Origin of the sequence: Chryseobacterium lactis (assembly GCF_003815875.1) — a bacterium.
In the GTDB taxonomy this organism is placed as follows: domain Bacteria; phylum Bacteroidota; class Bacteroidia; order Flavobacteriales; family Weeksellaceae; genus Chryseobacterium; species Chryseobacterium lactis.
This window is the reverse complement of sequence record NZ_CP033924.1, coordinates 1,627,368-1,645,694: the sequence shown is the minus strand read 5'-3', so window position 1 is coordinate 1,645,694 and position 18,327 is coordinate 1,627,368. Positions and strand designations below refer to the sequence as shown.

13 protein-coding genes are annotated in these 18,327 nt (G+C 37.1%); 12 read left to right on the top strand and 1 reads right to left on the bottom strand.

Annotated features, from left to right (window positions below; translation table 11 throughout):
- Positions 1 to 5: 5 nt before the first annotated feature.
- A complete protein-coding gene (gene mfd / locus EG342_RS07050) occupies positions 6 to 3,365 on the bottom strand; it encodes a transcription-repair coupling factor (RefSeq protein WP_103289039.1) in 3,360 nt (1,119 codons plus the stop codon).
- A gap of 256 nt (positions 3,366 to 3,621) precedes the next feature.
- Here mfd and EG342_RS07045 point away from each other — a divergent pair, with 256 nt between their 5' ends.
- From EG342_RS07045 to EG342_RS06990, 12 genes are all read left to right on the top strand, one after another.
- Complete coding sequence (locus EG342_RS07045; RefSeq protein ID WP_103289038.1) at positions 3,622 to 4,014, top strand: hypothetical protein; 393 nt, start codon at positions 3,622 to 3,624, stop codon at positions 4,012 to 4,014.
- Between the two features lie 177 nt (positions 4,015 to 4,191).
- A complete protein-coding gene (locus tag EG342_RS07040) occupies positions 4,192 to 4,494 on the top strand; it encodes a hypothetical protein (protein WP_103289037.1) in 303 nt (100 codons plus the stop codon).
- 220 nt (positions 4,495 to 4,714) lie between these two features.
- Entirely contained in the window at positions 4,715 to 4,921 is a 207-nt protein-coding gene (locus tag EG342_RS07035) for a hypothetical protein (protein WP_103289036.1), read from the top strand.
- Positions 4,922 to 5,050: 129 nt separating this feature from the next.
- Entirely contained in the window at positions 5,051 to 6,550 is a 1,500-nt protein-coding gene (locus tag EG342_RS07030) for a GH3 auxin-responsive promoter family protein (RefSeq protein ID WP_103289035.1), read from the top strand.
- Positions 6,551 to 6,619: 69 nt separating this feature from the next.
- Complete coding sequence (locus EG342_RS07025) at positions 6,620 to 6,982, top strand: hypothetical protein (RefSeq protein ID WP_103289034.1); 363 nt, start codon at positions 6,620 to 6,622, stop codon at positions 6,980 to 6,982.
- Positions 6,983 to 7,074: 92 nt separating this feature from the next.
- A complete protein-coding gene (locus EG342_RS07020) occupies positions 7,075 to 8,310 on the top strand; it encodes an MFS transporter (protein WP_103289033.1) in 1,236 nt (411 codons plus the stop codon).
- A gap of 292 nt (positions 8,311 to 8,602) precedes the next feature.
- Complete coding sequence (locus EG342_RS07015; RefSeq protein WP_103289032.1) at positions 8,603 to 9,199, top strand: hypothetical protein; 597 nt, start codon at positions 8,603 to 8,605, stop codon at positions 9,197 to 9,199.
- A 39-nt stretch (positions 9,200 to 9,238) separates the two neighbouring features.
- Positions 9,239 to 11,329, top strand: a complete 2,091-nt coding sequence (locus tag EG342_RS07010; protein WP_103289031.1) for a T9SS type B sorting domain-containing protein — start codon at positions 9,239 to 9,241, stop codon at positions 11,327 to 11,329.
- A gap of 98 nt (positions 11,330 to 11,427) precedes the next feature.
- The gene (locus EG342_RS07005) at positions 11,428 to 13,587 is read left to right on the top strand and encodes a T9SS type B sorting domain-containing protein (RefSeq protein ID WP_103289030.1); all 2,160 of its coding nucleotides are present in this window, start codon (positions 11,428 to 11,430) and stop codon (positions 13,585 to 13,587) included.
- Positions 13,588 to 13,743: 156 nt separating this feature from the next.
- Positions 13,744 to 15,330 (top strand): replicative DNA helicase, encoded by a 1,587-nt coding sequence (gene dnaB, locus EG342_RS07000; RefSeq protein ID WP_103289029.1) that lies wholly within the window; start codon positions 13,744 to 13,746, stop codon positions 15,328 to 15,330.
- Positions 15,331 to 15,386: 56 nt separating this feature from the next.
- Positions 15,387 to 15,863 carry a ribonuclease HI gene (gene rnhA / locus EG342_RS06995; protein ID WP_103289028.1) on the top strand — a complete coding sequence of 159 codons (477 nt, stop codon included), beginning with the start codon at positions 15,387 to 15,389 and terminating at the stop codon, positions 15,861 to 15,863.
- A 164-nt stretch (positions 15,864 to 16,027) separates the two neighbouring features.
- Positions 16,028 to 18,289, top strand: coding sequence for a T9SS type B sorting domain-containing protein (locus EG342_RS06990; RefSeq protein ID WP_103289027.1), 2,262 nt, complete (start codon positions 16,028 to 16,030; stop codon positions 18,287 to 18,289).
- The last annotated feature ends 38 nt before the right edge of the window (positions 18,290 to 18,327 follow it).

Genomic DNA, 18,327 nt, shown 5'->3' with positions numbered 1-18,327 from the left:
ATAACTCAAATCATTGACTTTAATAACGCATTGACCTCATCTACATTCTTCACCTTTTCCTTTCTCATCATCAATTGATTACCTTCTTTACCCGATTTCTCTTTAAGCTGAGCTTCGGCAGGATTCTTCGTTAAATAATGAATGATGTGCCTGAATCTGTCCGTCTGATAAAACTTATCCTGCGGATTACTTGGGAAGTAGCCTAAAAAGACTCCGTTTTTCATCACAATCTTTTCAAAACCTATATCTGAAGCAAGCCATTTTAATGCAACACTTTTTAAAAGGTTGATCGCTTCTTTCGGCAATGCTCCAAAACGGTCAATCAATTCAAGTTCAAACTGATGAAGGTCTTTTTCATTATCAATCTCTGCAATTTTCTGATACAACAGCAATCTTTCCTCCGTATTGGAGATATATGAATCCGGTAACATCAATTCTAAATCCGTATCGATATTTACATCTTTCACAGATTTAAATAGCTTCTGACGGTCTTCTTCATTGTCAAATAAGTTTTCAAAATCAGCATCATCTTTCAGTTCTTCAAGTGCTTCCTGCATCAATTTCTGATAGGTTTCAAATCCCATTTCATTAATAAAACCACTTTGCTCCGCTCCCAGCAAATCACCGGCTCCACGGATTTCAAGATCTTTCATTGCAATCTGGAAGCCGCTTCCCAAATCTGAAAACTGTTCAATCGCTTCCAGACGCTTTCTCGCATCAGAAGTCATCATATCATAAGGAGGAGTAATCAGATAGCAGAACGCCTTTCTGTTACTTCGTCCAACCCTTCCTCTCATCTGGTGAAGATCTGCCATACCGAATCTTTGGGCATCGTTAATAAAAATGGTATTAGCATTCGGTACATCCACCCCACTTTCTACAATCGTTGTGGAAACAAGGACGTCATATTTTCCTTCCATAAAATCGAGGACATTCTTTTCAAGCTGCCTGCCTTCCATTTGGCCGTGGCCGGTGATAACCCTCGCATCCGGAACCAATCTCTGAATGAGTCCTGCAATATCTTTCAGATTTTCAATTCTGTTGTTAATAAAATAGACTTGTCCGTCTCTCTGAAGTTCATACGAAACCGCATCACGAAGAATTTCTTCATTGAATCCGATAAGTTGTGTATCTACCGGCTGTCTGTTTGGCGGTGGCGTTTTAATTACGGACAAATCTCTTGCAGCCATCAAAGAAAACTGCAAAGTCCTCGGTATAGGTGTCGCAGTAAGCGTTAAAGTATCCACATTATTTTTCAGGGTCTTAAGCTTATCTTTTACCGAAACTCCGAATTTATGTTCTTCATCAATAATCAACAATCCTAAATCTTTAAACTTCACCGAACTGCTCACCAATTGATGGGTACCAATAATAATATCAACTTTCCCGTTTTTCAGATCATCCAGTGTTTCTGACTTTTGCTTAGCAGTCCTGAATCGGTTCACATAAGACACATTAACCGGAAAATCTTTCAATCTCTCTTTGAAACTTCTGTAATGTTGAAATGCCAGGATTGTAGTGGGAACCAGTATCGCAACCTGTTTTCCATCCGTCGCCGCTTTAAATGCGGCTCTGATTGCCACCTCTGTTTTACCGAAACCTACATCTCCACAAACCAATCTATCCATCACCGTATCGGCCTCCATATCTTTCTTCACATCAATGGTTGCCTTTTCCTGATCGGGAGTATCTTCGTAGATAAAGCTCGCTTCCAACTCATTTTGCAAATAAGAATCAGGTGTATAAGCAAATCCTTTTGCTGTTTTTCTTTGAGCATATAATTGAATAAGATCAAAAGCAATCTGTTTCACTTTTGCCTTTGTCTTTTGTTTTAAAGACTTCCAGGTAGGAGATCCTAATTTACTCAGGACAATCTCCTTTCCGTCAGGACCATTAAACTTTGAAATCTTATGCAGTGAGTGGATACTTACATATAACAGATCTCCATTTTTATAAGTCAGTTTAAAGCATTCCTGAATTTTACCATCATTATTTACTTTAACCAAGCCCATAAACTTTCCGATCCCGTGATCAATATGGGCAATATAATCTCCAATCTTTAAAGACATTAAATCTTTCAGAGTGAGTTGCTCCGATTTCGCAAAAGTATTTTTAGCCTTATATCGTTGGTAACGGTCAAAAATCTGATGATCAGTATATACTAATATTTTATGACCATTATCGACAAAACCTTCATGAAGCTCTGACTTAAAGCTTTTAAAAGGAAGCTCATGTTCCAGTTCTTCAAAAATAGATTCAAGTCTTTCTTTTTGTTTTTCGGTGGAAAAAGAAATCCATGTATCAAATCCTGCATTTTGCTTTTCCTCGATATCTTCAATCAGAAGCTCAAAGTTTTTATGGAAAGAAGGCTGTGGAAGCTGCTCCATTTTAATTTCGGTAATTTCCTTTAATCCTTCGATCGCAGCATTTCCAAAATCAACTGTCTTAAACTTTTTAAAATCAAATAAGAATTCCTGATCTGAAATAAAAAGTTCCTGAGGAGTTCTGTGGGCAATGTCTTTATTCAAGGTCTCATATTTTTCAAGAGACTTTTCATAGAAGGATTTGATCTTCTGCATGCCTACCATTCCGTTTCTGGAGATGACATAGCTTTCTTTCGGCAGCAACTGAAGCAAAGACACCCTACTTCCCGTTACAGAAAAATTCATGTTTGAGACCAGTTGGAAGTCTTTTACTTTCTCTACGGAAAGTTGTGTTTCTATATCAAATGTTTTGATACTTTCCACCTCATTTCCAAAGAAAGTAATTCGGTATGGCTTCTCATATGAATAAGAAAATACGTCTACAATTCCTCCTCTTACAGAAAACTCACCGGGTTCCGACACGAAATCCGACTGTTGAAAGTGATAATGATTGAGCAATTCATCTATAAAATCAAAATCTAACTGATCTCCTACTTTAATATGATGAGAAATCGCTTTAAAATCTTCCTTCTTTAATACTTTTTCAGATAAAGCACCCGCATACGCTATGATGACTTTTGGAGATCTTCCAGCATTGATTTTATTTAAAACCTCTGTTCTCAGAACCAGGTTAGCATTTTGTGTTTTTTCAACCTGATAAGGCTCAAGATGTGTTGCCGGAAAGTAAAGAACTTTTTCTTTCCCAAGCAAATCTTCCATCTCCGTATTGGCATATAATGCATCTTCCTTATCATCTACCAGATAAAGAATATTTTTCTTTTGAACCAAAAAAAGCTCAGCCACGAAAATAGAAACTGAAGATCCTGCACTTCCTTTCACAGTAATATGCTGGTTATCTTCTAACTGGTTGAAGATTTCTTTCCCGAATTCTTTTTGCATCAAATCAGGAAGAAACTTTTCGTTAATGGATTTTAATTGCATAAATAGTAATTGGTATAAAACGACAAAAGCGATTTCGGGAGTTTTCCGAAACCGTTTAATGCCTTACAAAGGTACGGATATTTTTTTCTTTGGATAAAAAACAGGAAGAGTTTCAAATTTAAAATGAAACAGTTAACGGTTAAAAAATCTTAATTGTTTACTAATTTATCTAATAACTTGTTAAAAAAATTCTAATATTTTCCCATGGCATAATGTTTGGCTTTTTTCCGCTACCAAACAAAAAAGAAATAGTATTATGAAAAAAGCAATTAGAATCTTAAGCCTTTTTATGCTGATTTTTGCAGCAGCATCTTTCACCTCGTGCAGCAGAGATGACGATCCTACCAACAACGATTTCTTCGCAGGAACTTATAAAGGAAGTGTTTCTTATAACGACGGAGGATCTACCAATACCAGTACCGATAACGGAAGTGTATTTGTAACAAAGATTGCCAGCGGCACAAAGTATAATTTTGCATTTTCAAACGGAATTCCGGATCTTAACGGGGTACAATTTGAGCAAAAAGGAGATCACACTCTGGTTATGATAGGATCAACAGAAACGTCTTATATTAGAATTGACAACAGCCAATTAAAAATCTTATATTTTAAAGATGGTAAAACATGGACAGCCAACTGTACCCGATAGAATCTAAATTAAAATTATATTGTAAAGCCTGTTTTTTCGAAGACAGGCTTCTTTATTATTATGAAATTGCTTTAATTTTTTTTTAAGCTGTACTAAACTTTAGTTAAGTTTCAAAATCCCGTTTTTCTAGCCTGCTTTTTGTATATCTTTATTCAACTAAAACAAACAGTATTCCTTATGAAAAAATTATTATCTGCAATGTCATTAATCTTAGGATTAGGACTTGCAACAGCACAACAGACTGCTCCTGCTACAAGCACAGCCCCTCATCCAGCTCCAAAAACTGTAAAAGCTACTAAGCCTGCAGAAGTAAAAGCTGCAAAACCAATGGAGGTAAAAGCGGCAAAACCTGCAACTTCTAAAGCAGCTCAACCTGCAGTAAAAATGAAAAAGGATGGTACTCCTGACAAAAGGTATAAAACTAACCAACACTTAAAAAAAGACGGTACTCCTGACAAGAGATACAAAGAAAACAAATAAGTACAACATTAACATATAGTTGTTATTTTCATAATCAAATTTCGAGAGACCGATGAACTACTTCATCGGTTTTTTTTATGCTATTCCTACACTGCCGGCAGCCCAATTTTCTTTAATATTTTTTTAAGCTGTGATAAACTTGCGTTAAGGTTCGAAATATAATTTTTTCGATCCATTTTTTGTATACCTTTAATCAACATTAAAAGATAAATTACACACTATGAAAAAGTTAACAACTGCAATGGCACTAGTATTAGGATTAGGATTTGCAATCGCTCAACAAACTACTCCAGCCGCAAAAGCTCAGGCTACACCTAAAACCACAAAGATGACAAAAGCTCCTGAAGCAAAAGCTGCAGATACCAAAACTGCTAAGCCTGCCAAAGAAAAAAAAGGAATGACTGATAAGAAAGCTGCAATGAAATAGGAATACTGATATTTTTGTTGTTTTCAACATCAAATTCTTTACAACCAATGAACTTGTTTCATTGGTTTTTTTTATGCCAGTCTTTATAAAAATGGTTACAGATTCTCTACTTATTTATAAATTTGAACCATGTTAAACTTCTTCAAGAAAAATGCAGCGCTTATCTGGGCAAAAAAACATGTTCAAAAAGCGGAAGAATTCAAAAAAAATGCGGAGAAAAATCAGGAGGATTTATTATTGTCTCTTGTCAGTACTGCTCAAAAAACACTTTTTGGGCGGGAACACGATTTTGAAAACATCCACTCCGTAAAAGAATTCCAGCAAAGAGTTCCGGTTGCTGATTATGAAGACCTCAAGCCTTATATCGAAAGGGTGAAAAAAGGCCAGGCCAATATTTTATGGACAGATACTCCTGAATATTTCGCCAAAACTTCAGGAACAACTTCCGGCTCTAAATATATTCCGATTTCTAAGGAAGGAATGCCTTTTCAGATTGCCGGGGCACAAAGTGCGCTGTTTCATTATATCAGCAAGAATAACAATGCTGATTTTGTTAATGGAAAAATGATCTTTCTACAGGGAAGCCCTGAACTTGAAGAAGTTTTTGGAATAAAAACAGGGAGGTTATCGGGTATTGTAGCCCACCACATCCCCAATTATCTTCAAAAAAACCGTTTACCAAGCTGGGAAACCAACGTTATGGAAGACTGGGAAGCCAAGGTAGATAAAATCATTGAAGAAACCGAGCATGAAAACATGACTCTGATTTCCGGGATACCGCCATGGCTGATCATGTATTTTGAAAAACTAAGTGAAAGACATGGCAAAAAGATCAAACAATTGTTTCCCAATTTGCAGCTCATTGTTACCGGAGGGGTTAATTACGAACCTTACCGGGATAAGATGGAGGATTTACTGGGAGGCAACGTAGATATCATTCAGACTTTTCCTGCTTCTGAAGGCTTCTTTGCTTTTCAGGATGACTATACTAAAGAAGGGCTTTTATTATTAACCAACCACGGAATTTTCTATGAATTCATTCCCTTAGAAGAGTATGGGAAGCCGGATGCCAGAAGATTAACGCTAAAAGATATTGAACTTAACAAAGACTACGCTCTTATCCTTACTACCAACTCAGGTTTATGGGCATATTCTATTGGTGATGTGGTGAGATTTATTGATAAAGCTCCGTTTAGAGTCCTGGTAAGTGGAAGAACGAAACATTTTACTTCTGCTTTTGGAGAACACGTTATTGCTTTTGAAATTGAAGAGGCCATGAAGGCTACTCTTGAAAAATATCCTGCACAGATTGCAGAGTTTCACCTGGCGCCACAGGTCAATCCGGAGGAAGGACTTCCTTATCATGAATGGCTGATTGAATTTGAAAAAGATCCTGAAGAGTTGGCATTATTCAGAAATGAGCTGGATCAGCAACTCAGAGCCCGAAATACTTATTATGACGACCTTATCTCAGGAAACATTTTGCAAAAACTTCATATTACAAAGCTTAAAAAGAATGCTTTCCATGAATATGCCAAATCGCAAGGCAAATTGGGTGGACAAAACAAAACGCCAAGATTGGCAAATGATAGAAATGTTGCAGATCTGTTAGAAATTTACAAGCTTTAAAGATATTTTTTCAATTCCAAAAACGTATATTCGAAAAAAATTATAAATTTGAAAAACTAAACGAAAATAATGAAAGCATCTGTACTGTTAAAATCGTCTTTATTAACGTCTTTATTTGTCATCACTTCTTGTGCCACCACAAAATACAGCGATGATATTTCAAAGAACAATTACTCTAATCTGGAAGCAGGAAAAATCTATAAAGTAACAATGAGAGATGGTTCTCCTAAACAAAAAATACTTTTTAGAAATATGGTTGGTGACAACCTTGTAGGGACAGCGGGTAAAAAAGACAGTACGGAAGTAATCATCCCTAAATCAAATGTTGCAGCTGTAAAAGACAGCAGAAAAGCAAGAATAGCAACTGGTGCTACTATTATTGGAGCTGCCGGCGTAGCTGCTATCATTATCAGTTCTTCAAGAGCTGACTAAAATAGATTTTATCTTTTAGGATAAATTTAATTTATCTTTTAAAAATTGTCATATGAATAGCCTTAAATAAATTTTTAGGGCTATTTTTGTTCATGATTTCCTTTACCCCGTTAAAAACATTACAAAATGTTGAATTCAGGAATCTTCTGACCGGAAGATTTTTTATCGTTTTAGCTTTCAGAATGCTTGCCACTTTATTAGGATGGTGGGTATATCAATTAACAAAAGATCCTTTTTCTATTGGCCTTATCGGACTTTCGGAGGTAATTCCTGCGGTAAGCTGTGCTTTGTATGCAGGACATGTGATTGATATGAATGAGAAAAAACGGCTGCTGCTGATTTGCAATTACGCTTATATCTTTTTAATCGGATTATTATTAATCCCGGCATTTTTAAATGTTGAAATGCACTTTACAGGTCACCAGATTACTTATTTTATCTATGGTGTCATTTTTTTCACAGGAATTGCGAGAGCTTTTATCGGTCCCATTGTTCCTTCTATGATTCCAAGAATTGTAAAAAAAGAAAACTTACCGAATGCGGTTACGCTGAATCAGGCAACGTTTTTGATCTCTTCCGTGTGCGGACATGCTGCAGGAGGCCTTTTGATCGGATACTTTGGTGTAAAATGGACGCTCATTGTTATTTTATCCCTGATATTCGTTGCCTCATTATTTTTCTGGCAGCTCAATAAGCAATATTCTGAATATAAAAAAGAAACTGTAAATGTCGTTGAAAGCATGAGGGAGGGAATCTCTTACATTTTCAGAACTAAGGAAATTCTGGGAGCACTTTGCTTAGATATGTTTGCCGTACTTTTTGGAGGTGCCGTAGCCCTGATCCCTGTATTTGCCACAGATATTTTAAATTCCGGCGCAGAAGGTTTTGGGTTACTGAATGCAGCTTCTGATATAGGCTCTATGTGTATCATTACCATTTTATCAATTGTTCCTTTGCGTAAAAACCAGGGAAAAATACTTCTGGCTGTGGTTACCGGATTCGGACTGTGCATTATTGGATTCGGACTTTCCAAATTGTACTGGCTGTCTTTCATGTTTCTGGTAATGAGCGGAATGCTTGATGGTATTTCTGTGGTGATCAGAGGAACCATCGTACAGCTAAAGACGCCTGATCATATCCGGGGCCGCGTTTTGAGTGTCAACTCAATATTCATCATGTCCAGTAATGAAATGGGACAATTCGAAAGTGGATTAATGGCTAAATTATTAGGGGTAGTTCGATCTGTTGTCTTCGGAGGAACAATGACTGTCTTGATTGCCTTACTTGTAGGAAGCACCAATCCTAAACTGAGAAAAATGCAGTATTAATTTCGCAAGAATAATAAAAATATCTTCAAGATGAAGAGATAAAAACTCAGAATAGAACACTCTATTCTGGGTTTCTTTTTTTAAGCGAGCATATTTATGACAATCACTAATTTAGGAACAAAATAACAGGATTTTAGCAAAGCTTTTCTGATTTCATTTAAAAAATAAAAAACCAAATCGAAATAGTGAAATATATTATTAAACACCAATAGCTTGTTTTCATTAAATATATCTCAAAATCTTTAATTTAACGTTAATAATTTTTTATATTTGCTATATAAAATATCCCCTTATGAATAAAACTCTCCTAATTTTTACCCTTTTCATAATAAGTTTTGGGGTAAAGGCTCAGTCTTTTACCGATAAAACACTACAACAAAGCGCTTTACAGCTTAATACTTCGAATACAGAAGGTGACTTTGACAAGTTATTTAAGAAATTTACAGAAACTAAAACTTCTGAAAAATGGCAGGCTTATTATTACGCTGCTGCTTCACTATATCTTAAAGCAGACTTTTTATTCAAAAAATCACCAACTTCACCGGTTACTGAGTTGAATGCTACTGCAAGTAAAATTGCATTCGCAGCATCCCACGCTCAACCTGATAATGCAGAAATCAATATCCTTTTAGGACTTATTACCCTTCAAAGCATTCAGGCAGGCATTCATAGATATCCTGAAAAGGGCTTGCAATCTGTTTCGGAATACATTTCAAAGGCTGAAACCACTGCTTCCGGTAATCCAAGACTAGCTATTTTAAAAGCTAAACTAGCTGAAAAGTCCGGCAATAAATCTGAAGCAGAGACCCAATACCAAAAAGCAGCAACAGAATTCACTTCTTCGGATTCCTTACCTGGCTGGGGTAAACAACTTATTCATACGAATTAATTAATACTATACTAAGGATTCAATTTTAAACCAGTCAAAATGAAAAAATATCTACTGATTTTTCTAATTTTCATCACCCAAATGGTTTTTGCGCAGCAGGATTGCATCACTGCCATCCCGATCTGCAGTGACTCTGAGATCTCACTAAAACCAAACGGAACTGGAACAGTAGCAGAAGGAAGTGGTTGCTTAAGCAAAGAAAGTAACTCCATCTGGCTTACATTCAGCATACAAACCGCAGGAACATTAACATTTCTCCTGACACCAACCGGCCCTACCGCTCCTACCATTGATTATGACTTCGCTCTATATGGACCAAATCACAGCTGCGCCAACATTACAGAAACCCCATTAAGATGTTCTTATGCAGGACTATTTTCATCAATCACACCTCCTCTTACGGGTCTTAATATGACCTCTACAGATACTACTGAAGATGGTGGTGGTGACGGTTTTGTAAAATATATCGACGTACTTCCCGGACAAGTATATCATTTACTTTTAAATAACTATTCTGATGAGGTTTCCCCATTTAAATTAACATTTGGAGGAACCGCTACCTTGCTGACACCATTTGATCATAATACTGCACAGATTTACCAGCCAAATCCTTTTATACAGCCTGGCCCAACTCAAAATGGTGAGATTCCTATTTGCGGAAACCCTGTAAATTTTGATTTTTCTACATTATCAAACCTAATCAGAAATAACAACCCTAATTTTGTGATCAAATACTATCATAGTGCCGTAGATGCTATGAATGATTATGACCCTATTACCACACCGATTTCTGTAAATACGACTACCAGTTATAAATATGCCATTACCTATGTAGATCCAAACAGCCCTATCAGCTTCCTGAATCAATGTAGAGAATTTGGAGATATTAAGTTTTTGGATAAATCATTTACCCTGAATCCGGCAACGCTCACCTCATGCAGCAACAACAATTCGGGAACAGCGATGTATGATTTAACAACAGCGACTGTAGGTGCCGATCCAACTCATGTATTAAAGTACTACCCTTCAATGTATGATCTTAATAACGGTATCAATGAGATAACTAATCCTTATCAGTATGTTTCTGCTGAAGGATCTGCTTTTGTAAAAGCGACCAATCAATACGGATGTTTTGCGACAGCAGAAATTACATTAAAGTTCTATGCATTAGTACCAGTAAATGATGCTGCTTTAAGAGCTTGTTTCCTGGAAACCAACCCGTCAACAGGTCTATTTAATCTAAACAATGCAGCAGTAACCAACCAGGCAGGAACAACCACTAAAAGATTCTTCCCTTCTTTACTGGATGCAGTAGACGGAACTAATGAAATATTAAATGCATCCAATTATATTGCTCCAAACGGTGTAGTATATGTGAGAGTATCTGACAACAGAGGATGTTATTCGGTGGCTAAAATTACCTTAACGGTAATGCCTCCTGTAAAATCAGAGGTTTTAAAAGATAAAATCATCTGTATTGAAGATAAAACAACATTGGATGCCGGCCCGGGATTCAAGAGCTATGAATGGAGTACCGGCGCAACGACGCAATCGATCACCAATGTAGGAGTAGGAACATACTGGGTAAAATTGAAAACCGGAGAATGTATCACGACTCAAACAGTTAAAATATATCCATCTGAGCAACCTGTAGTTACGAGTATTGATATTTCAAATAATACATTGACAGTTAATGTCATAGGTGGAACTCCTGACTACCAGTATTCAATGGACAATATTAACTGGCAGACCTCCAACGTATTCGGTAATCTTGCAAGAGGTAGCTATAAATTATATGTAAAAGATTCATATGATTGCGACCCTATTGAAATTTCAGTATTGGTTCCAAATCTGATTAATCTGATCACTCCCAACGGAGATGGTGTAAATGATGTGATCGATTATTCTGCGATTGCAGACAAACAAAACCTGGTTTTAACTATCTTTGACAGATATGGTGCTAAAATCCACCAGGCAGATAAATCCAACGGATATAAATGGGACGGAACAATTGCCGGTAAAAAAATACCTACTGGTACTTACTGGTATTCCTTAACCTGGAATGAGAATGATAAAAAGAATACTCCTTTCAAATTCTCCGGATGGGTGATTGTAAAAAACAGAGAGTAATTTTATAATAATTAAAAGCCGCTCTTGGCGGCTTTTACTCTTCACAAAATGATAAAAAATTATTTCGCAAAATTTGTTTCACAAAAATCATTTTAACAATGAAAAAAATACTACTCTTTTTAATTTTATTTATAACACAGGCTGTTTATTCACAATCTGACTGTGTTTCAGCAATTCCAATTTGTGGTAACTCTGACATTTCCTATAACCCGCCTGATCATGGCCTTATTCAGGAAATCCTAAAACAACACGGAGGATGTTTAAATTCCAATGAAAACTTATCAGTATGGTACACCTTTACTGCAGCAACTTCAGGAACTCTTGCATTCACCATCAAACCAAATCAACAGACTGATGATTATGATTTTGCGGTATACGGGCCTACCTCAACAGGATGTGCCGGTTTAATGGAGGATCCTATTCAATATATTTTCAAACAACCTATCAGATGTAACTTCTCTGGGACATCCGGCGATACTGGACTGGACTTAACCATGCCGCCACCGGCAGTATTCCCGGTTAACCCTCCTGGCAACACGGCTGATATGAATGTTGGCTCAACCAAATGGAGTCCTTATATGAATGTTTTGGCAGGTGAAACTTATTATCTGATCATTGACAACTACCGTAGTACAGCGAAAGGTTTTTCTATGATATGGTCAGGTACGGCAAGTTTAAGTTCCGCATTTAACGATCCGGTTCTTTCCCCTAATCCATTTATTACCCCTGGGATTCCAGCTGCAGATGCCAATGATCCAAGTCAGGTGATGGTTTGTGGATTACCTACACAATTTAATTTCTCAACGCTTAGCGCGGGGATTATTAATGGAAACGATGTTAACTTCAACGTATCTTATCACACCAATACCAACGATGCACTTACAGGAAACAACCCGCTTACCATCGCAACAGTAAATGGAACAACAACCTATTATTACAGAGTGGTATATAAGGATCCGAATAATCCGGACAATCCGATCAACGGATGTTTCATAACCGGAAAATTCAAATTTGTAGATGCCAGCATTACTGCCAATACAGCAACCCTATATTCCTGTAATAATAATGGAGCCGGTAAAGCAAAATATGATTTAACAACAGCAAATGTATTTGGTGGTGCCGGAGCAACTATTAAATACTACCCTACTGTAGCCGATATGAATGCAGACACTAACGAGATTACTGATCCTGTTAATTATCTTTCTCCGGAAGCTACGGTATATGTAAAAGTTATTTCAAATTTTGGATGTACAGCGACAACGACCATCAGATTATTATTCTTCGCAACAGTAAATATCAACGATACAACTATTGAAAACTGTTATATTGACAATGATATCACCCGTTCTACATTTGATCTTACCAAAGCAACAATCGGTTTGCCTAACCCAATTCCAGCCAATACCGTAATCAAGTATTACAAAACGTTGGATGATGCTAAAAATCAAACAAACCCGATTTTAAATCCGTCAGCTTATATTTCAGAAAGTACAATCGTTTACGTAAGAGTTGAAAATGACCAACATTGCTACTCGATTGCTAAAATCACGCTGAAAGTTTTACCTCCGGTAAAGTCAGCGGTTTTAAAAGACAAAACCATTTGCGCAGAAAATAAGACAACATTAGATGCAGGTCCTGGATTTGTAAGCTACGAATGGAGCACAGGAGAAACTACTCAATCTATCAGCAACGTTGGCGTAGGTGCTTATTGGGTAAAACTTCAGACAGGAAAATGCTTTACTCTTCAGGAAGTACATGTACGTGCAAGCCTTCAACCGGTTATTACCAATATTGAAATTACCAATAATAATATCACGGTAACAGCTACAGGAGGAGTACCTCCTTATAAATATTCTGTAGATGGTGTTACATGGCAGGATTCGAATTCTTTCTCAGGATTACCTAGAGGAGAGAATACAATTTATGTAAAGGACACCTACAATTGTACCCCTATCCAGATTACAGTTACAGTTCCTAACCTGATCAATGCTATCACACCAAACGGAGATAATATCAACGACTACATCGATTATTCAGCATTAGCTTATAAGAAAAATCTTGTATTCACCGTGTATGACAGATATGGAAACAAGCTCTATGAAGCTAACAGAACAAGAAACTTCACATGGGACGGTACAGCTTTCGGTAAGAAGATCCTGACAGGAACTTACTGGTATACCATTTCATGGAACGAAAATGATAAAAACAGTACTGAAACCAAATATTCAGGATGGGTATTGGTAAAAAACAAGGAATAACTTTTTATCTTATTATATCTAAAAAAATCACCTCTATCTGAGGTGATTTTTTTATCAACATACCCAATCGCCTATTGACAGCATTTTTGGAAAGACTGCTCATAATTTGTTGAATACTATTTTTTAAATATTTTTTAAATAAACTATCTTTGCATCATGGCGCAGAAAGAAACATTATCATCCCTTACACACGGAAACTTTGCAAAAGAATTGTCTATTGCGGATGGAAAAATGCCTCCCAATGCAGTGGATTTTGAAAGACTTGTTATCGGAACTTTTTTGATTGACAAAAAAGGTCTTGACCACTCTATTGACCTCCTGACCTCGGAAGTATTTTATGATCCCAGACATCAGATTATTTTTTCCAGTATCTTAAAGCTTTATGAAGGCAACCATCCTGTAGATTTAATGACGATTATCCAGGAGTTAAAAAAAGAAGATAAACTTAGTCAGGCCGGAGGCGACCATTATATTATCGACCTTACAATGGGAGTAAGTTCATCTGCCCACATTGAATATCATGTCCGTGTTATTCTGGAAAAATATATTTTAAGAAGTCTTATTAATGTTTCTGCCAATGTAATTGACTCTTCCTATAAAGAGTCTACTGATGTTTTTGAATTATTGGATAAAGCGGAACAGTCATTTTTCGAAATTACGAACGGAACCATCAAAAAGGGTTTTGACACGGCAAACTCATTGGTAAAGCAGGCTATTGATACCATTAAATCTTTAAAAGACAAGCAAGGACTTTCCGGAGTACCTTCAGGATTTAGAGATATAGACAAGGAAACCGGTGGATGGCAGAATTCTGACCTTATCATCATTGCGGCTCGTCCCGCGATGGGGAAAACAGCATTTCTTTTGTCAATGGCAAGAAATATCGCCGTAGGACACAAAATCCCAATGGCACTTTTCTCTCTCGAGATGGCATCTGTACAGCTTATCACAAGGATGATTGCTTCAGAAACAAAAATTTCTTCTGAAAAACTACGAAAAGGAACACTTGACGACGAAGAATGGCAAAGGCTGTTCTCTAATGTTTCCGAATTGGAAAACGCTCCTTTATATATTGATGAAACACCATCACTTTCCATATTCGACTTCCGTGCAAAATGCCGAAGATTGGTTATGCAGCATGGAGTAAGGCTTATCATGGTCGATTACCTTCAGCTGATGACAGCCGGAAGCGGAGGAAAAGGAGTTGGAAACCGTGAACAGGAGATTTCCATGATTTCACGTTCATTAAAGGCAATTGCAAAAGAATTGAATGTTCCGGTGATTGCACTTTCCCAGCTTTCAAGAAGTGTGGAAACCCGTCCTGGAAAAAGACCTCAGCTTTCAGATCTTAGGGAATCCGGAGCGATTGAGCAGGATGCGGATATTGTATCTTTCATTTTCAGACCTGAATACTACAAAATTACAGTGTGGGATAATGATGATGAAGGACAGGAAACAACTACTGAAAATCAGGCAGAATTGATTATTGCAAAACACAGAAATGGCGCCACGGCGGACGTCAGACTATCTTTCCTGAAACATTTTGCAAAATTTGGAGATATTGAAGCTGCATTTGATGGTGGTGCCAGTGGTGGATACCCATCTAACTTCGGCGAACCTAGTGGCTTTGATAAAATTAAAACAACAATTCAACCAGGGGCAGCATTTGATCTGCCGGATAGTTCAAAACTTTCAGGATCATCGATGAACGATTTTGATGACGATGACGACTTCCCTTTTTAAACATAACATGTAAAGAGGGTTAAAAAAATAAATAATTCAATTTTTATAAAGCAGATTTGAGAATCGAAATCTATACCGATGGAGCATGCAGCGGAAACCCCGGAAAAGGCGGATATGGCATCCTCATGCGCGTACCTGAAAAAAACTATCAGAAAACATTTTCCAAAGGCTTCCGAAAAACCACCAACAACAGGATGGAACTTCTAGCCGTCATTACGGCGTTGGAAAAACTGAAGTCTACAGAAAATGATATTCATGTTTATACAGACAGTAAATATGTAGCAGATGCCGTTAATCAAAACTGGATTTCAGGCTGGATTAAAAGAAGCTGGAAAAATGTAAAAAATCCTGATCTGTGGAAGAGATTTATTGAGCTTTATAATACGCATACACCCAAAATGCATTGGGTAAAAGGGCATGCCGGCCATTTCGAAAATGAACTTTGCGATAAACTGGCAGTGGCTGCAGCCAACTCTCCCGATTTGGAAATTGACAGCTATTTTGAGGGACTCGATAGCAATTCCTTATTTTGAATCAATTAAGACAAACCTTCAATTGAACGAATAACTTTCACTATTTCATCTTAAGAAATATTATTTTTTGAATAAAAACACATTTTTTTAACAAAATTAACATTAAGTACACATTTATTTAAGAGGATTTAATATCTTTACATATTAATCTAAATCCCATTTAAATGAATAAAAAACTACTGGTTAATTTTATTATAGTTATACTTTTTATATCGGGAAACTTATCACTAGCTCAAACCTATCAGCTTAGCGGAAATCCCGTCAATACAACTGGATGGACGTTAGTCCCAACAGCAGCGATAAATACTGATTTTATTCAACTCACTGCTGACACTAACGACCAGTCCGGATCCATCCGGCTGAACGATCCAATCAACTTGAAATATTGTGATAAATGGAGAGTAGAATTTGATTTTAGAATGGATTCTAACCAAAATTACAATGGAGACGGAATTGCATTCTGGTATCTGGCAAACCCACCTATTGCAAGTGTATTAGGTTCCGGAATCGGAGTTTCTCAAAATGCTGTTGGTTTCATTGTTGGATTCGACTCTTACAACAATACCACCTCAACAACAATGAGTAAAGTCCATGTTGCCTATGGACAGGTTCAAAATACAACCGACACCAATAATGTAGAATTCTTTAATGTTCCGGGGAGTTCATTTCATTCACCTGATCTGAATAGCACACAACCCTTCCAAGGAACAACCTTTAAGCACGTTGAAGTGACAGCACAGGTAGATCCGGCCGCTCCCACGAACTGGATCGTAAAGATCACTATGGATGGCAATGTCATTTGTAATCAGTCTTTCGCTCCTTCAGGCACGGCAGCTGCAATGACTGTTGGATATTTCGGATTTTCATCTTCTACGGGCGGTGCAAGATCTAGACATTCAATTAAAAACGTAAAAATTTATACGGATAAGGTTTCCATTTTACAAAATTCAGTGACTCAATCCTTCTGCCCTAATCCAAGTACCGGATATGGCAGTGTAAATCTTACCAGTTTTAATTCTCAATTCGTCAATAACCCTTCCAATTATACCTTTACTTATTATCCATTTGGAAGTTCTACTCCTATTGCTAACCCGACCAATTATCAATTCAATGCCAATACGACAGTGACTGTCGTTATCAAAGATAATGCAGGAATATTGTGTGATAACCCGGATGGAAAAATTCTGTTGACCATTGCGCCTTTTAAAGCAGAAGATAAAACAATTCTTGCCTGCAATAACAATAAAGCCGGAACAGCCACCTTCAACCTGAATAGCGCAGCCGTAACCGATGTTCCCGGTGTTGTTAAAAAATATTATAAGACATTAAGCGATCTGACTGCAGATACTAATGAGATCATGTATCCTGATAATTATTTATCTGCTCCGGGAGTGGTCTATGTGAAAGTAACAACGCCACAAGGATGTACAGGGACTGCTAAAATAACACTGGCTTTCTATCCTGAAACCCCTGTAAAAGAAGCTACTCTCCGATCTTGTTTTATTGAAAATAATATAACCAACGCTATTTTTAATTTAACCTCAGCGGATGTTACTTCATTAACAACCGGTGCAAGTAAAAAATATTACACTTCAGTAAGTGATGCACTAAGCGGAACTAATGAAATTATGAATTCCCTTCAGTACATGTCGACAACCACTGCCGTTTATGTAAAAGTAACTGACTCCAATGGATGTTTTGCTATTGCTAAAATAAATCTTATCGTTCTACCACCGGTAAAATCGGCGATACTGAAAGATAAAACGGTTTGTATCGGTGAGAAAACAGATTTGGATGCAGGACCAGGCTTCAACGGATATGAGTGGAGCACAGGAGAAACAACTCCTTCTATCAAAGATGTAGGCGTAGGTCTTTATTGGGTTAAACTTAAAACCGGAAACTGTATCACCACTCAGATTGTAAAAGTATTGGCAGCTCCTAATCCTGTCATTTCAAGCATTGATATTAATCACAATACCATTACCGTTAACGTATCGGGAGGCACACCTCCGTATCAATATTCAATAGATGGCGGTACCTGGCAGACATCGAATATATTTACAGGTCTGGCACGAGGTGAAGTAAGAGTTTTTGTAAAAGATTTCTACAATTGTCCTCCTGTTGAAGTTCAGATTACAGTCCCAAATCTTGTGAACGCAATCACGCCTAATGGCGACAACATCAATGATTTTATCGACTATTCTGCCTTAGCTTACAAAAAGAACCTGATCTTCATTGTATATGACAGATACGGGAACAAGCTTTACGAAGCAGGCAAAGTAAGAAACTTCACATGGGATGGAATGGCATCCGGGAAAAGAGTTCCTACAGGCACATACTGGTACACTATTTCATGGAATGAAAATAATAAAAACAATACCGAAACGAAATATTCCGGTTGGGTATTGGTAAAAAACAGAGAATAAATTTTAACTCCAAAGCTGCCTCTCATTGGGGGTAGCTT